This window comes from Uruburuella testudinis (genome assembly GCF_022870865.1).
GTDB lineage: Bacteria > Pseudomonadota > Gammaproteobacteria > Burkholderiales > Neisseriaceae > Neisseria > Neisseria testudinis.
The window spans coordinates 1,934,462-1,950,771 of sequence record NZ_CP091508.1; the positions used below are offsets into that span (position 1 = coordinate 1,934,462).

The window sequence follows — 16,310 nt, forward strand, 5'->3', positions numbered from 1 at the left end:
CCGCCACACCACTGCCCGTTATGAACCGCCGCCGTTTTTTAAAAGCCGCCGCCGCATGGATATTGACTGCCGCCGTGCCGGCCGCACACAGCGCAACACACCGTTCCGAATCACACCGCCGACCCGTTTTAACGCCCGCCGGCAAGGAAACCCTTATGAAAATCATCTGTATCGAAGAACACCTGAACACCCCCGCACTGGCCGCCGCCACCCTGCCCGCCATGCAGGCCGAAGCCGCACCGATGTTCGGCTGGGGCAGCCGTATCGACGACGGCACCGTGCCGCTGCAAAAAGGCCGCGCCGGCATCGCCTCGCCCAAACTGATTCCCGGCATGACCATCGATGTCGGCGCCGGACGGCTGGCGCAAATGGATGAACACGGTATCGACATGCAAATCTTGTCATATGGCGGCGCACCGCAGCTGGCCGCCGCATCTCAAGCCGCCGGGCTGATGCGCACCGCCAACCAACATCTGGCCGATGCCGTCAGCCGCCACCCCGACCGTTTTGCCGGGCTGGCCACCCTGCCCTGGCAAACACCCGAAGCCGTGGCCGGCGAGCTGGAGCACGCGGTTACCCAATTGGGCTTGCGCGGCGCCCTGATTAACGGCAGGCCGTCTGAAAACTTTCTCGACCACCCGCGTTACGATGAAGCGCTGGCCGCTTTCGCCGAATTGGGCGTGCCGCTGTATGTGCACCCCGGCCTGACCGCTGCGCCCGTTCAGCAAGCCTATTACGCCGGCTTCGATGCCGAAATCGATGCCCGCCTGGGTTATTTTGCCTGGGGCTGGCATCATGAAGCCGGCGTGCAAGTGGTGCGCATGATGGTCGGCGGCGTATTCGACCGCCACCCCAAGCTGCAAATCATTTCCGGCCATTGGGGCGAAATGGTGCCGTTTTACCTCTCCCGCCTCGATGTGGCGCTGCCGCCCGAAGTAACCGGCCTGAGCCGCAGCCTCTCGCAAACCTACCGCGAACACGTTTACGTTACCCCCAGCGGCATGCTGGAGCCGGCCATGCTGGCATTTGTGCGCGACACCGTTGGTGCCGAGCGGCTGATTTTCTCAATGGACTACCCCTACCAAACACTGGAAAACGGCCGCAGCTTTGTCGAACAAGCCGATTTGAATGAGACACAGCGGCAGGCATTCGCCCACGGCAATGCCGAAAAACTGTTCGCTCTGGGGGACTAGGGTGTCCTGACCATTCAGAATGATTCAGATTTTTTGCAATATAAAGTGCAGATGCCGGGCAAAAAACGCAGCAAGATTGGACATCTTGCGAGGCTTTTTAACGCAGCAGATGTGCTTTTAGCGCAAAAAAGATGATGATATATGGCACATCAGGACACCCTAGGGTGTCCTAACGCACACTCAGGCCGTCTGAAAATATGGTAAAATCTCACTTTACCGATTATTTCAGACGGCCTCTGCTTTAAATTGCAGCGGCTTTCCCCATATTTGCACCATGCACACTCAAAACAACCCTCAAAACATCATCGTCGGCCTCTCCGGCGGTGTCGATTCTTCCGTAACCGCCTATCTGCTCCAACAAGCCGGACATCAGGTACGCGGCGTGTTTATGCAAAACTGGGAAGACGACAACAACGACGAATATTGCAGTATCAAAGAAGATTCACTCGATGCGATGGCGGTGGCCGACATCATCGATATCGACATCGACATTGTGAATTTCGCCGCCCAATACAAAGACAACGTTTTTGCCTATTTTTTGCAGGAATATCAAGCCGGGCGCACACCCAATCCCGATGTGCTCTGCAATGCCGAAATCAAGTTCAAATGCTTTCTCGATTATGCGGTTGAGCAAGGCGCCGATGTAATCGCCACCGGCCACTATGCGCGCAAAGAAATCCGCAACGGCATCCATTATCTGCTCAAAGGCCTCGACCCCAACAAAGACCAAAGCTATTTCCTCTACCGCTTGCAGCCCTTCCAACTCGAACGCGCGATTTTTCCGCTCGGCGATTTGGAAAAACCCGAAGTGCGCCGTTTGGCCGCCGAAGCTCAATTGCCCACCGCCGCCAAAAAAGACAGCACCGGCATCTGCTTTATCGGCGAGCGCCCGTTTCGCGAATTCCTGCAAAAATACCTGCCCACCAACAACGGCAACATGGTAACGCCCGAAGGCAAAATCGTGGGCGAACACGTCGGCCTGATGTTCTACACCCTCGGCCAGCGCAAAGGCCTGGGCATCGGCGGCGCAGGCGAGCCGTGGTTTGTGGCCGGTAAAGATTTGGCCAAAAACGAATTAACGGTAGTGCAGGGGCACGATCATCCGCTGCTCTTTACCGACACATTAATCATGAACGACTTGAGCTTCACCCTGCCCGAGCGCCCCGCCGAAGGCCGCTACAGCTGCAAAACCCGCTACCGCATGGCCGATGCCGCCTGCTCGCTGAAATACCTCGATGAAAACACCATCGAGCTGACGTTTGACGAACCGCAATGGGCGGTAACGCCGGGCCAATCCGCCGTATTGTATGACGGCGAAATCTGCTTGGGCGGCGGCATCATCATGAGCACCGACAAACCGGTGATTATCACCGGATAACACCAGGCCGTCTGAAACCCTTTCAGACGGCCTTTATTGACTGATACAAAAGGGAAATCAGATATGGAGAAAGTCTGGCTGCAAAGCTACGAACAAGGCGTGCCCGCCGAAATCGACCTCACCCGCTACCACTCGATTATCGATGTATTCGAACAAAGCGTGCAAAAATTCGGCAGCAACCCCGCATTTCAAAATATGGGCAAAACCCTCAGCTATGCCGAAACCGACAAACTGGTGGCTGATTTTGCCTCTTTTCTGCAAAACACACTCAAGCTGCCGCAAGGCGAGCGCGTGGCCATCATGATGCCCAATGTGTTGCAATACCCCATCGCCCTGTTTGGCGCCCTCAAAGCTGGCATGATGGTGGTCAACACCAACCCGCTCTACACCCCGCGCGAATTAGAGCATCAACTGAACGACAGCGGCGCCACCACCATCGTCGTGCTGGAAAACTTCGCCAACACACTGGAGCTGGTGCTGCCGCGCACACAAATCAAACACGTGATTATCGCCAACATCGGCGAAATGTTCGGCACCCTCAAAGGCGGGCTGATGAATTTCGTTATCCGCAAAATCAAAAAAATGGTGCCCGAATACCGCATTCCCAATGCCATCGCCTTTCAGACGGCCTTAAAACAAGGCGCGGCACAAAGCTTCCGGCCGGTTGCCCTCAACCGCGACACCCCCGCCTTTTTACAATACACCGGCGGCACCACCGGCGTGGCAAAAGGCGCCATACTCAGCCACGGCAACATCTGCGCCAATATGCTGCAAGGCGCGGCATGGATTAAAAACCAACTGCGCGAAGGCAAAGAAACCGTGATTGCCGCGCTGCCGCTGTATCACATTTTCGCGCTGACGGTTAATCTGATGATTTTCACCCAAGCCGGCGCCAAAATCCTGCTGATTACCAACCCGCGCGACATGAAAAGCTTTATCGGCGACATGACCAAAAACAAAATCAGCGTGTTTATCGGCGTCAACACTTTATTTAACGGCATGGTCAACCGCCCCGAATTTGCCGGGCTGGATTTCTCCGGCCTCAAGCTTACCCTCGGCGGCGGCATGGCCACCCAAAAAGCCGTGGCCGAAAAATGGAAAAGCATCACCGGCACCCCGATTGTAGAAGCCTACGGCCTCACCGAAGCCAGCCCCGGCGTCAGCTGCAACCCCCTGAATATCCCCGCCTACACCGGCAGCATCGGCCTGCCCGTGCCCTCTACCGACATCGAATTGCGCGATGAAAACGGCAACCCGGCCGCACAAGGGCAACCCGGCGAAATGTGGGTAAAAGGCCCGCAAGTGATGCAGGGCTACTGGCAGCGCCCCGAAGAAACCGCCAAAGCCATTGATGCGCGCGGTTTTCTCGAAACCGGCGATATTGCCGTAATGGATGAAAAAGGCTGGTTCAAACTGGTTGACCGCAAAAAAGATTTGATTGTGGTGTCGGGCTTCAACGTTTACCCCAACGAAATCGAAGAAGTAGTGGCACATCACGACAAAGTGCTCGAAGTGGCCTGCATCGGCGTGCCCAACGAAAAAACCGGTGAAGCGCTGAAACTGTTTGTGGTCAAAAAAGATGCCTCCCTCACCCAAGAAGAATTAACCGCCTTTTGCCGCAGCGAGCTAACGGCTTACAAAGTGCCGAAAAACATCGAATTCCGCGACGAGCTGCCCAAATCAAACGTCGGCAAAATCCTACGCCGCGAATTGCGCGACAGCGAACAGAGCTGATGGCCGCCACACCGATCACTTCCCACCAATCAAGGCCGTCTGAAAGATAAACTGCACTCCAAAGCGATGGTTAAATTCAAAATAAGTAGTTTACGATAGGAAACTGATCGAAAATGATTTATACGCACGGGCAGGCATTACGGCGCACAGTATTTTTATACAAATCAGATAATTACCCGACTGTCGGGTTAGCGGAATGAAGTTATCCGGCCGCATTCGGTTGAGGTTGCCGCACTCTGTCCCCTCCCCCGTTCCAGCGGGAGAGGGTTAGGGTGGGGGTAAAGCAGTCAAGGACTCTTTATGCAAAAATAACCTGATGCTGTTGACCCGCTTCATTCGCTTACTTTTGTGAACGGGTATTATTCTGCACACAAGCAAGGCCGTCTGAAAGCATCTTCGTTCAGACGGCCTTTATACCCATTCACAAAAGTAAGCTAACAAGGCGGCGAGCCGAAGACAGTACAGCTAGTACGGGGCTAGTTGACTTGGCGCTTCAGCGCCTTAGCGAAACCAGTCCTCTTCGAGCTCAGGCAAGCCAACGCCGTTAGGTTATTTTTGTGAATGGGTATTACACGCGCAGGGTTTTCGTGAGCAAAACCCACATGATACACGATGTGGGGCGAATGATTGAATCCGACATTTTTCAGACGGCTGCAATCATTTGAAATCACAAGAATATCAAACCATTTGCCGGATACAAGTACATATTCTTGCTTGTTGGTATTTGGTATGAGTCTTACCGCCGACAGAACTGAATGATTTGCAGCCACTAAAAAACCGGACATTATCAGCTACCCGATAATATCCGGTTTTTTGTAAACCGTTCAAACCTTCAGACGGCCTTAACTGTTCCGTCAAAAGTATTTTGACCCCTTAACGCCTGCTCAAGCAAACGGATGTTGCAATACAATGGTTTCTTCGCGGTCGGGGCCGGTCGATACAATCGCCACCGGCGCGCCGCACACTTCTTCGATGCGTTTCAAATAGGCTTTGGCATTTTGCGGCAGCGCATCGTAGCTTTTCACACCGAAAGTCGATTCGCTCCAGCCCGGCAGGGTTTCGTAAATCGGTGTGCATTCGGCCACCAAATCGGCGCCAAATGGCAAAATATCGGTTTTTTCGCCGTTGGGCAGCTCGTAGCCCACGCAGATATTGATGTTTTCAATGCCGTCCATCACATCCAGCTTGGTGATGCACATACCGGAAATACCGTTGACCTGAATCGAGCGTTTCAGCGCGGCAGCATCAAACCAACCACAACGGCGGGCGCGGCCGGTTACCGAGCCGAATTCGTTGCCGCGCTCGGCCAAGCCGGCGCCGATGTCGTCAAACAATTCGGTGGGGAAAGGGCCGGAGCCTACGCGGGTGGTATAGGCTTTCACAATGCCCAACACATAATTGAGCATTTGCGGCGGCACACCGGCACCGGCAGAAGCAGCGCCGGCCAAGCAGTTGGAAGACGTTACGAACGGGTAAGTGCCGTAGTCGATATCGAGTAATGTGCCTTGCGCACCCTCAAACAGCAGCTTTTCACCTTTTTGGTTTTTATCATACAGCGTGCGCGATACATCAGTCAGCATCGGCGTGATGCGCGGCGCCACTTTTTCAATCAGCGCCATCACATCTTCCAGCTTTACCGGTTCGGTATTGTGCAGGTGTTGCAATTGCACGTTGTAATAAGCCAGATTCGCTTCAACCTTGGCTTTCAACGCTTCGGGATTGAGCAGATCAACCATACGGATGGAGCGGCGGGCAACTTTATCTTCATAAGCCGGGCCGATGCCGCGGCCGGTGGTGCCGATTTTACCGGCGCCGCGTGAAGCTTCGCGGGCTTGGTCGAGCGCGATGTGGTAAGGCAGAATCACGGTACAGGTCGGTGCGATTTTCAGACGGCCTTCCACGTTTTTCACACCGGCGGCATTCAGTTCATCGATTTCACCCAACAGTGCTTCGGGGCTGACCACCACACCGGAGCCGATAAAGCAGTCGAGTGATTCATGCAGAATGCCGCTCGGAATCAGGCGCAAAATGGTTTTTTTACCACCCACTACCAGAGTGTGGCCGGCGTTGTGGCCACCCTGAAAGCGCACCACACCGCTGGTTTCTTCCGCCAGCCAGTCTACAATTTTGCCTTTACCTTCATCACCCCATTGGGCGCCGATTACTACCACGTTTTTTACCATTTTCCGATACCTTAAATATAAATGTCGAAACTAAAAATCTTGACTTCAAGCCTGCTCAACGATGGTCCACTTGCCGTCTTGTGCCACCAAACGGGCGTTGATGTCGCGGCTGGCATTCGATTCGATGCCGTAATCCACCACCACGCACTGCCCCTCAGCACGCAGCTGGGCAATAATTTCGGCTGCCTGCGCCGCATCCTGCTGCGCCACGGCAATGGCCGGCAGGCGCTCGCTGCGCGGCAGGCGGCCGGTGAAGGTGCGCAGGTCGAAGCTGAAGCCGGTGGCCGGGCGGGCGCGGCCGAAATATTCGCCCAAGCCGTCATAACGGCCGCCGCGTGCCACCGCATCATGACACTTGCTGCCGTAGGCGGCATAAAGCAAGCCGGTGTGGTAGTTATCCACCCGCAGCTCAGACAAATCGATGTGTACATTTTGTCGGGGAAACGCTTCGCAAACCGCTTGCAAATCATCCAGCGCTGCGCCCACTGCAAACAAATCGGGCAATTTTTCACGCGCTTCATCCAGCACTTCACGGCCGCCATAAAGCGTGGGCAACAGCGCAAATGCTTTCGCCCACATGCCGTCGAGTTTCCACACGCTTACCTGCGCGTGCACCGCCGCCGCATCTTTATCCTGCATCAGCGAGAGCAGTTGCGCCGACTGTTTTTCATCCAGCTCCGCCGCGCCGGCCAATGCGCGGAACACGCCGACATGGCCGAGCGAAAGCAGCAAATCGCCGATTTCGCCGATTTGCAGGCTTTTGAGCATTAAATCAATCAATTCGATGTCGGCCTCAATGCCGGCCAAGCCGTACAACTCTGCCCCAACCTGCAAAGGTTCGCGGGTATTTAAAAAACCATCGGGGCGGGCATGCAGCACCGAGCCGGCATAGCACAAGCGGTTGATGCCGTTGTTGGCTGACAACAGATGTGCATCGATACGCGCCACTTGCGGGGTGATGTCGGCACGGATGCCGAGCTGGCGGCCGCTGATTTGGTCGACCAGCCGAATGGTTTTCAATGCCAAGCCCGCATCGATGTGAGTAAGCAGCGAGTTGCTGTATTCCATCAGGGGCGGGTGCACCAATTCGTAGCCGTGTACACGGAACAGAGCCAACAGCTGCTCTTTCGCGCTTTCAAGCTGGCGCGCGGTCGAGGGCAGAATGTCGGCAATGTGCTCGGGTAATTGCCAAGACTGCATGGGATTCTTTCTATTATCGGTAAACGTGGCAAGGGCTGCTTACATTTAAAATCAAGCGGCGCGACAACGCCGGATATACCTGTGTGTGGTCATTATCGCCTGATTTTAAATCTAAACAGCCCCTGTGGCGGCATAATCCGCCGTGTTATTAAAATCAGACTTTAACATAAAAATACACTTTCGTGCAGCCTGTTTTTCATCCGCAAAGCGCTTGGGCACGGCAGATACTTTCAGACGGCATCCGGCATCATATCTGCTACACAAAGGCCGTCTGAAACCCTATCGTTTCAGACGGCCTTATGCCTGATTTTGCCCATCAATCAGAATCAGTATGTGCCTTTAACCAAAATATCTTTGGTAACATTCTGAATGTCGCGGTGGCCGGTAAATGCCATCGACACATCCATTTCTTTATACAGAATTTCCAGCGCGCGGGTAACGCCTTCTTCGCCGTAAGCGCCCAAGCCATAGAGGAAAGCGCGGCCGATCATGGTACCGCGTGCGCCCAGCGCCCAGGCTTTCAGAATATCTTGACCGCTGCGGATACCGCTGTCCATCCACACCTCGATATCGCTGCCCACCGCGCTCACCACGTCAGGCAGGGCTTTGATGGTCGACGGCGCGCCGTCGAGCTGGCGACCGCCGTGGTTAGACACAATCAATGCGTCCGCACCGCTTTTTACGGCCATTTCGGCATCTTCCGGTTCCATAATGCCTTTAATAATCAGCTTGCCGCCCCATAAATCTTTAATGCGCGCCACATCGTCCCAGCTCAAACGCGGGTCGAACTGCTCGGCTGTCCAAGAAGAAAGCGACGACAAATCGCCCACATTTTTAGCATGACCGACAATATTGCGGAATGTGCGCCGCTCGGTGTTGAGCATTTTCATGCACCACTCGGGCTTGGTTGCCAGATTGATCAGATTGGCCAGTGTGGGTTTCGGCGGCGCAGACAAACCGTTTTTGATGTCTTTGTGGCGCTGCCCGAGCACCTGTAAATCGGCAGTCAGAATCAGCGCCGAGCAATTGGCCGCCTGCGCGCGTTTGATCAGGTTTTCCATAAACTCCTGATCGCGCATCACATAAAGCTGAAACCAAAAAGGCGCAGTAGTGTTTTCCGCCACATCTTCAATCGAGCAAATCGACATGGTAGACAATGAAAACGGCACACCGAATTTTTCGGCCGCGCGTGCAGCCAAAATTTCACCGTCGGCATGCTGCATGCCGGTAAAACCGGTCGGCGCAATCGCCAGCGGCATTTTCACCTCTTGGCCGATCATTTTTGTGGCCAGGCTGCGGCCTTCCATATCCACCAACACTTTTTGGCGGAATTTGATATCTTGAAAATCAGTGGTATTTTCACGGTAGGTGGTTTCGGTCCACGAGCCGGAATCGGCGTAATCGTAAAACATTCTCGGCACTTTGCGCTGCGCTACCCGGCGCAGGTCTTCGATGCAAGTCATCTTGCTCAAATCGCGTTTCATTGTGTATTACCTTCGATATTTGTTGTGAAGTGTTGTCAACAAAAGCCCCTGCCATAATCAAATACCGCCCCAAACGGTTTTCAGACGGCATTAAATTACCGCAAGCAGCAAATTTATGTGAATTTATACCAAGCTTCCCAAGATTGCAAATGCTTTCATTAAGAAAGCGTTAGCCGCGCCAACGCATTTTTCAGGCCGTCTGAAAGCCGCATAAGCGAATTGCGTTTAAATACATCATGCTAAACAACAAACCACTACATCTTTGCGCCGACCGATGTTGTTATTGGTATTTTTCATATCCGCATAGCGACAAACAATCGGCACATTTCTATACTTGACTGATTCACTCAGATATTAGACAATTACCCCATAAAAACACACCGAACACAGGCGCATCATTATGCGATTGACCACCAAAGGCCGCTTTGCCGTAACCGCCATGATTGATTTGGCCATGCACGCCCAACACGGCGCGGTCAAGCTCAACGCCATCAGCGAGCGGCAACACATTTCCCTCTCTTATTTAGAGCAGCTTTTCAGCAAACTGCGCCGCGCCCGGCTGGTAGAAAGCATACGCGGCCCCGGCGGCGGCTATATATTGGCTGCCGATGCCGCCGATATCAACATCGCCCAAATTATCGCCGCAGCCGAAGACAGGCTCGACGCCACCCAATGCAACAGCAAAGCCAACTGCCACCACGGCGCCCCCTGCCTGACCCACGATTTGTGGGAAAACCTGAATAAAACCATCAACGATTATTTAAGCAGCGTTACCCTGCAAAGCATGATTAACCGACAAGCCGCCAACGACGGCAAAATCGTTACCTTTACCCACATTCATTGAGACAATACAACAAGAAAGACCACCGCCATGACTGTTAAAACCCCGATCTACCTCGACTACGCCGCCACCACGCCCATCGACAAACGCGTGGCCGACAAAATGATTCCCTACCTCACCGAGCTGTTCGGCAACCCCGCCTCCAGCAGCCACAGCTTCGGTTGGACCGCCGAAGAAGCGGTAGAAAACGCCCGCAGCGAAATCGCCAAGCTGATCAACGCCGACAGCAAAGAAATCGTGTTTACCAGCGGCGCCACCGAATCCAACAACCTCGCCATCAAAGGTGCCGCACAGTTTTACCAAAGCAAAGGCAAGCACCTGATTACCGTGAAAACCGAACACAAAGCCGTGCTCGACACCATGCGCGAGCTTGAGCGCGAAGGCTTTGAAGTCACCTATCTGGGCGTGCAGGAAAACGGCCTGATTGATTTGGAAGAACTCAAAGCCGCCATCCGCGACGACACCATTTTGGTATCAGTGATGTGGGTGAACAACGAAATCGGCGTGGTGCAAGACATCGCCGCCATCGGCGAAATCTGCCGCGAACGCAAAATCATTTTCCACGTAGACGCCGCCCAAGCCGCCGGCAAAGAGCCTATCGACCTGCAAGCAGTCAAAGTCGACCTGCTCAGCATGTCCGCCCACAAAATCTACGGCCCCAAAGGCATCGGCGCCTTGTATGTCCGCCGAAAACCGCGTATCCGCCTTGAAGCGCAAATGCACGGCGGCGGTCACGAACGCGGCTTCCGCTCCGGCACCCTGCCCACCCACCAAATCGTCGGCATGGGCGAAGCGTTTCGTCTGGCACGCGAAGAATTGCAACAAGACCGCGCCCACGCCCTCAAGCTGCGCGATGTATTCCTCAAAGGCATCGAAGGCATCGAAGAAGTCTATATCAACGGCGATTTAACACACCGCGTGCCCACCAACCTCAACATCAGCTTCAACTTCGTGGAAGGCGAAAGCCTGATTATGGCCGTGAAAGAATTGGCCGTATCCAGCGGCTCGGCCTGTACTTCCGCCTCGCTGGAGCCGAGCTATGTATTGCGTGCACTCGGCCGTAACGACGAGCTGGCACACTCTTCATTGCGCATCACCTTCGGCCGCATGACCACCGAAGAAGAAGTGCGATACGCCGCCGAACTGATTAAATCAAAAATCGGCAAACTGCGCGAATTGTCGCCGCTGTGGGAAATGCATAAAGAAGGCATCGATTTGAGCACCGTTGAATGGGCGGCACATTAAGCAATATATTAAGGCCGTCTGAAAAACTTCAGGCGGCCTGCCAACCCGATGCAAATATCAACTTGCCCGCAAGCCACTCAACCAAAGCAGACTACACGCCGCCCGAACACTTGAATTCCCTTCAGACGGCCTTAAATAAAACAGACAACCACAAGGAATCCACATCATGGCATACAGCAACAAGGTCATCGACCACTACGAAAACCCCCGCAACGTCGGCTCGTTCGACAAAAACGACGACAGCATCGGCACCGGCATGGTCGGCGCCCCGGCCTGCGGCGACGTGATGAAGCTGCAAATCAAAGTCAACGAAAGCGGCATCATCGAAGACGCCAAATTCAAAACCTACGGCTGCGGTTCGGCCATTGCCTCTTCCTCGCTGATTACCGAATGGGTCAAAGGAAAAAGCCTCGATGAAGCCATGTCGATTAAAAACAGCGAAATCGCCGAAGAGTTGGAACTGCCGCCGGTAAAAGTGCACTGTTCGATTTTGGCCGAAGACGCGATTAAAGCCGCCGTTTCCGACTATAAAAAGAAAAAAGGCAACTAACCGGTGGCAAGCGGTTGGGCGCCCGATGGTGCGGAGCAGCAACAGATTGACGATTCGCTCAATGATGCTCTGCAACATGCCCGTGCCCAACTGCCGCAGGGCGAAAGCGCGCACGAATGTGCCGAATGCGGCGACCCCATCCCCGCCGCCCGCCGCCACGCCCTACCCGGTGTGCAATTATGTATCGCCTGCCGGCAACTGCACGATGAGCAAGAAAAGTTTCAGACGGCCTATAACCGACGGGGAAGCAAAGACAGCCAATTGAAGTAAATTGAAATTCAGCCGCCCCAAAAGGAAACCCGATGCCTTTCAACACAGCAGAACAACAATCTTTATGGGCACAAAAAGGCATCGGCCCGACCGTTTTGCAACGCCTGCAACAAATGGCGCTGGACGACACCGCCAAACTGGCCGCCGCCGATGTGGAAACCATATTGCAGCAAGGCGCCGCCTTAACCGGCAGCACCTGTTGGCGCAACAGCCCGCAAGCCCGCGCCGCCATACAAACCGCCGTTTGCTGGGCGCAACAACGTTTATCCCTTTCAGACGGCCTGTAATATACATCAAGGCCGTCTGTAACACCGACTGCATCCGCAATTTTTAAGACAGATGAAAGACTTAAGGACAAGGCAATGATTACCCTGACTGAAAATGCCGCCAACCATATTCAAAACTTCCTCAGCCGCCGCGGCAAAGGCGAAGGCATCCGCCTGGGCGTGAAAACCAGCGGCTGCTCCGGCATGGCCTACACCCTCGAATTCGTTGATGAAATCCAACCGGAAGACATCGTATTCGAAGGCCACGGCGTGAAAGTATTTATCGATCCCAAAAGCCATGTTTACCTCGACGGCACACAATTAGACTACACCAAAGAAGGCTTGCAGGAAGGTTTCAAATTCGAAAACCCGAATGTGAAAGACGAATGCGGCTGCGGCGAAAGCTTCCACGTGTAATATTGCATTGGAAAAGCAGCGCCTAGGGGGTTCTGATCATTCAGCATGATTCAGATTTTTTGTGATAAAAGCACATCTGCCGCATTAAAAAAACCTCGCAAGATGCCTAATCTTGCCGCGTTTTTTTGCCTGATATCTGCATTTACAGAAACAAAAATCCCCGTATAAACAACTTCAGAACACCCCGGCATAGAGTTTTTACTCCGCCAATAAAACGTTATACTTTGTGAAAAGTTGTGGTCATACAAATGCAAACAGATTCCCCATAGAATCCGCCTGCAAACAACCATGTCCGCAACCGCGATAAAAAATACGGCAGGCCCGGCCCGACCGTAATCGATGATAATAACCACGGGTATTGCGTTATGTTTGCACAACTGCACCGGCTGCTCGACCGCAGCCAACACTTTTCCAACGACTATTGGCACGAATGCGCCCTGTTTGAAGCCGAAGCCTGCCTGCAATCTTTTCAAACACAAGACTGGCTTGACCTTGCCGAAGCGCTGCCCGCGCAGATTCGCCCTTGGCAACTGCGCTGCATCGACGTTTTGCATGCCGTGCCCTCTGTTGCCGCTGTCAAGCTGTTGCAGCAACTGTGTGACCATACCGACAAAACCATTGCCCGCACCGCAGCCTGCTCGCCCTGCGCCACAAAGCAGGCTGTCCAGAAGACATCCGCACCGCCGTCAACTATGCTGCCGATAAAGCACAAACCGTTATCAAACAAACCGGCTGGCGCGGCTTTTTGCAACGTAAGCATCCGTTTCACCCGGCTGTCTAAACCGCTTGAATACCCATTCGAAATAGAAGACCTGAACCCGGCAAATCGTCAACCGCTCGAAAGCAGTTGTTCGAGGGCATACCAAGGTATCCCGACCATTCAGAATGCTTCAGATTTTTTGTGATATAAAGTATAGATGCAAAAAGGTAAAAAACGCAGCAGATATGCTTTTAGCGCAAAAAGATGATGATATATGAATGGTCAGAACACCCTAAGATATCTTGCATTCAGACGGCCTACTGCAATCAGCCGCATTAAAATCTTTGCAAAATGCCCGTGAAGCAGCCCGTAAGCGTTCGATTAACATTATGTAACATCATGCCGGCGCAAGCCCGAGATCCATAGCCGGTATTCAAGCCATGATTTAAAATAACTTTTCCGGCCACATACAGATTCCCGCCTGCATCTGAATCACAGCGTCATGGCGTGCTTTCACGCCGGAAAAATATTTGCCAAGGCCTCAAATAATTTTGATGATGGCCATCAGACACGGCAAAGCCATGCGCGCAACAAGCAGAGCGCTGCCGCCATCCGCCCTGTAACATCCATAAGCCGGAAACACCATGAATCAATACTTTACCCTCTTCCAACTCGAACCGCGCTTCGACATCGACACCGCCTCGCTCGAGCAAACCTACCATACCCTTGCCGCGCGCTTCCACCCCGACAAATTTGCCGCCACATCTGCCTTTGAACAAAAACAGGCCATGATGATGTCGTCTGCCGTTAACGAGGCCTACCGCATCTTGAAATCCCCCATCGACCGCGCCGCTTATCTGCTGAAACAACACAATATCGATGCCGATGCGCCCGAACACACCTCGTTTGCCGCCGAATTTCTGATGCAGCAAATGGAATGGCGCGAAACGCTGGAAGATGCCCGCGCCCAAAATGATGAAGCCGCTCTGGCTGCTTTAGATGCCGAAATCCGCCACGAGCAAACGGCATTACAACAAAACCTTCAGACGGCCTTTGCACAAACCCAATACGAACAAGCCGCTGCGCTGGTGCGGCAGGGGCGTTTTTTAAACAAACTGCGCCAAGAAATTTACGCCGCCCAAGCCTGAATCCATTTAAAAAAAAGCAGATTGGGCAAACCGATGTTTTTAAATAAATTTGAGGCCGTCTGAACATTCAGACGGCCTCAAATACCGATATGGGTGCGGATTAGCTGAAAGCTTTTCAAAAGGCTTTTCCGGCGTGGAAACCCTTATCCCCCCATTCACAAAGCAGCGCCGCAGCACTTTTTATTCATTTCCTAGGGTGTCCTGACAGTTCGTTTATGGGGGGGGGGATTTTTATTCCTGGAAATGCAGATGCAAGGCAAAAAACGCAGCAAGATTGGACATCTTGCGAGGCTTTTTAACGCAGCAGATGCGTTTTCAGGGGCAAAATACACCTTAAATCGAATTGTCAGGACACCCTAAATATATGAATTTCGGCCTGCGCCGGCATAAAATTAACCATCAAGCCGGCTGAGCTTCGCCCACCAATTCCGCCAAAGCGTTCAGACGGCGTTCCGATTTTGCCACATAAGGGTTATCTGTATCCCAAGCATAGCCCGCTAAAATCGAGCTGAGCATGCGGCTGATGTCGGCATTGCGGTTTTCGGCATAGATCACATTTTGAAAGCGGCCGTCATACCAGCCGTTAACATAGGTGCGGAATGCATTCACACCCACCATCAGCGGCTCGGTAAATCCGCCCTGCCAATCCGCATCCTCGCCGCCAAACTGCTTCACCAGCAAATCGGCGGCGAGCTTGGCCGAATGCATGGCAATGGTAACGCCCGACGAAAACACCGGGTCGAGAAACTCGGCCGCATTGCCCAACAAAGCGAAATGCTTGCCGTGCAGGGTTTTCACATTGGCCGAATAGCCCTGAATACTGCGGAACGGAAACTCGTTTTCCCACACCGCATCAGCCAGCACTTCGGCCAGCATCGGGCATTCGAGCGCAAATTTTTTCAACACCGTTTCCGAATCGCCCGCCAGCTTGTCGGGCGTGCCCACCACACCGATAGAGCAATGATTGTCGCCAAACGGAATCGTCCACAGCCACACATCACGGTGCTGCGGATGCGTGGTAATCAGAATCTTGTTGCGGTCGAATTTCGGGCTGGTAATATTGTCTTCGATATGGGTGAAATGGGCGATGCGCGGCGGCAATTCAGACGGCGTTTCCAAATCAAGCAGGCGCGGCAGCACACGGCCGTAGCCGCTGGCATCAAGCACAAAACCCGCATTCAATTCATATTTTCCACCATCATCGCTTTCCACACTCAGCCGCGCCGTATCACCGCTGTTGTCGAACGCCGTCACGCCGTGGCCGAAACGCACTTCCACGCCCTGCTTGGCCGCTTCATCAATCAAAATCTTATCAAACAATGCCCGGCGCACTTGAAACGTGGTGCCGGGGCCGTCTGAAAATTTGTCGGTAAAATCAAAATAAGTATAGCGCCCGCCCCAAGTAAACGCCGCGCCGTTTTTCAACTGAAACGAAGGTTCTGCCCGCACCGCATCGGCAAACCCCGCTTCCTCGATAAACTCCATACAATGCGGCAGCAGGCTTTCGCCAATCACAAAACGTGGAAAATACTGCTTTTCCAACACACACACGCGCAAACCCTGCCGGTGCAGCAAGGCCGCCGCAACCGCACCGGCAGGGCCGGCGCCGATAATGGCAACATCAATATCTTTATTCATTTCGATTCCTTCGATCAGGCCGTCTGAACCGTTCAGACGGCCTTGGTGGTGATACCCATTCAT

The 16,310-nt window shown here is 53.5% G+C and carries 15 protein-coding genes; 10 read left to right on the forward strand and 5 right to left on the reverse strand.

Annotated features, from left to right (window positions below; all coding sequences use genetic code 11):
* The first annotated feature begins 155 nt into the window (after nt 1-155).
* The 3 genes from LVJ83_RS08860 (at nt 156) to LVJ83_RS08870 (ending at nt 4,305) form a co-directional block, all read left to right on the forward strand.
* Entirely contained in the window at nt 156-1,193 is a 1,038-nt protein-coding gene (locus LVJ83_RS08860; RefSeq protein ID WP_244784152.1) for an amidohydrolase family protein, read from the forward strand.
* 274 nt (nt 1,194-1,467) lie between these two features.
* Nucleotides 1,468-2,571, forward strand: a complete 1,104-nt coding sequence (gene mnmA, locus LVJ83_RS08865) for a tRNA 2-thiouridine(34) synthase MnmA (protein WP_244784153.1) — start codon at nt 1,468-1,470, stop codon at nt 2,569-2,571.
* A 63-nt stretch (nt 2,572-2,634) separates the two neighbouring features.
* Nucleotides 2,635-4,305 (forward strand): AMP-binding protein, encoded by a 1,671-nt coding sequence (locus LVJ83_RS08870; RefSeq protein WP_244784154.1) that lies wholly within the window; start codon nt 2,635-2,637, stop codon nt 4,303-4,305.
* Between the two features lie 884 nt (nt 4,306-5,189).
* Here the strand turns inward: LVJ83_RS08870 and LVJ83_RS08875 are convergent.
* The 3 genes from LVJ83_RS08875 to LVJ83_RS08885 form a co-directional block, all read right to left on the reverse strand.
* Complete coding sequence (locus LVJ83_RS08875) at nt 5,190-6,488, reverse strand: adenylosuccinate synthase (RefSeq protein ID WP_244784155.1); 1,299 nt, start codon at nt 6,486-6,488, stop codon at nt 5,190-5,192.
* 45 nt (nt 6,489-6,533) lie between these two features.
* Nucleotides 6,534-7,688, reverse strand: coding sequence for an ATP phosphoribosyltransferase regulatory subunit (locus LVJ83_RS08880; protein WP_244784156.1), 1,155 nt, complete (start codon nt 7,686-7,688; stop codon nt 6,534-6,536).
* A 326-nt stretch (nt 7,689-8,014) separates the two neighbouring features.
* On the reverse strand, nt 8,015-9,172 hold the full coding sequence (locus LVJ83_RS08885; RefSeq protein ID WP_244784157.1) for an alpha-hydroxy acid oxidase: 1,158 nt from the start codon (nt 9,170-9,172) through the stop codon (nt 8,015-8,017).
* A gap of 400 nt (nt 9,173-9,572) precedes the next feature.
* Here LVJ83_RS08885 and iscR point away from each other — a divergent pair, with 400 nt between their 5' ends.
* The 6 genes from iscR to iscA all read left to right on the forward strand — a co-directional run bounded on the left by iscR (nt 9,573) and on the right by iscA (nt 12,761).
* Nucleotides 9,573-10,016, forward strand: coding sequence for a Fe-S cluster assembly transcriptional regulator IscR (gene iscR / locus LVJ83_RS08890; RefSeq protein WP_244784158.1), 444 nt, complete (start codon nt 9,573-9,575; stop codon nt 10,014-10,016).
* Nucleotides 10,017-10,043: 27 nt separating this feature from the next.
* A complete protein-coding gene (locus LVJ83_RS08895) occupies nt 10,044-11,258 on the forward strand; it encodes an IscS subfamily cysteine desulfurase (protein WP_244784159.1) in 1,215 nt (404 codons plus the stop codon).
* 166 nt (nt 11,259-11,424) lie between these two features.
* Complete coding sequence (gene iscU / locus LVJ83_RS08900) at nt 11,425-11,808, forward strand: Fe-S cluster assembly scaffold IscU (protein ID WP_244784160.1); 384 nt, start codon at nt 11,425-11,427, stop codon at nt 11,806-11,808.
* 3 nt (nt 11,809-11,811) lie between these two features.
* Nucleotides 11,812-12,078 carry a DksA/TraR family C4-type zinc finger protein gene (locus LVJ83_RS08905; RefSeq protein WP_244784161.1) on the forward strand — a complete coding sequence of 89 codons (267 nt, stop codon included), beginning with the start codon at nt 11,812-11,814 and terminating at the stop codon, nt 12,076-12,078.
* A gap of 32 nt (nt 12,079-12,110) precedes the next feature.
* Nucleotides 12,111-12,365 carry a recombinase RecA gene (locus LVJ83_RS08910; protein WP_244784162.1) on the forward strand — a complete coding sequence of 85 codons (255 nt, stop codon included), beginning with the start codon at nt 12,111-12,113 and terminating at the stop codon, nt 12,363-12,365.
* A 75-nt stretch (nt 12,366-12,440) separates the two neighbouring features.
* Nucleotides 12,441-12,761, forward strand: a complete 321-nt coding sequence (gene iscA, locus LVJ83_RS08915) for an iron-sulfur cluster assembly protein IscA (protein WP_244784163.1) — start codon at nt 12,441-12,443, stop codon at nt 12,759-12,761.
* 50 nt (nt 12,762-12,811) lie between these two features.
* Here the strand turns inward: iscA and LVJ83_RS08920 are convergent, their stop codons facing one another.
* The gene (locus LVJ83_RS08920; protein ID WP_244784164.1) at nt 12,812-13,366 is read right to left on the reverse strand and encodes a hypothetical protein; all 555 of its coding nucleotides are present in this window, start codon (nt 13,364-13,366) and stop codon (nt 12,812-12,814) included.
* Between the two features lie 739 nt (nt 13,367-14,105).
* On the opposite strand from LVJ83_RS08920, the gene hscB reads away from it, so the two are divergent.
* Nucleotides 14,106-14,609, forward strand: coding sequence for a Fe-S protein assembly co-chaperone HscB (hscB, locus tag LVJ83_RS08925; protein WP_244784165.1), 504 nt, complete (start codon nt 14,106-14,108; stop codon nt 14,607-14,609).
* A 399-nt stretch (nt 14,610-15,008) separates the two neighbouring features.
* Here the strand turns inward: hscB and LVJ83_RS08930 are convergent, their stop codons facing one another.
* Nucleotides 15,009-16,247 (reverse strand): NAD(P)/FAD-dependent oxidoreductase, encoded by a 1,239-nt coding sequence (locus LVJ83_RS08930; RefSeq protein ID WP_244787721.1) that lies wholly within the window; start codon nt 16,245-16,247, stop codon nt 15,009-15,011.
* Between the last annotated feature and the right edge of the window lie 63 nt (nt 16,248-16,310).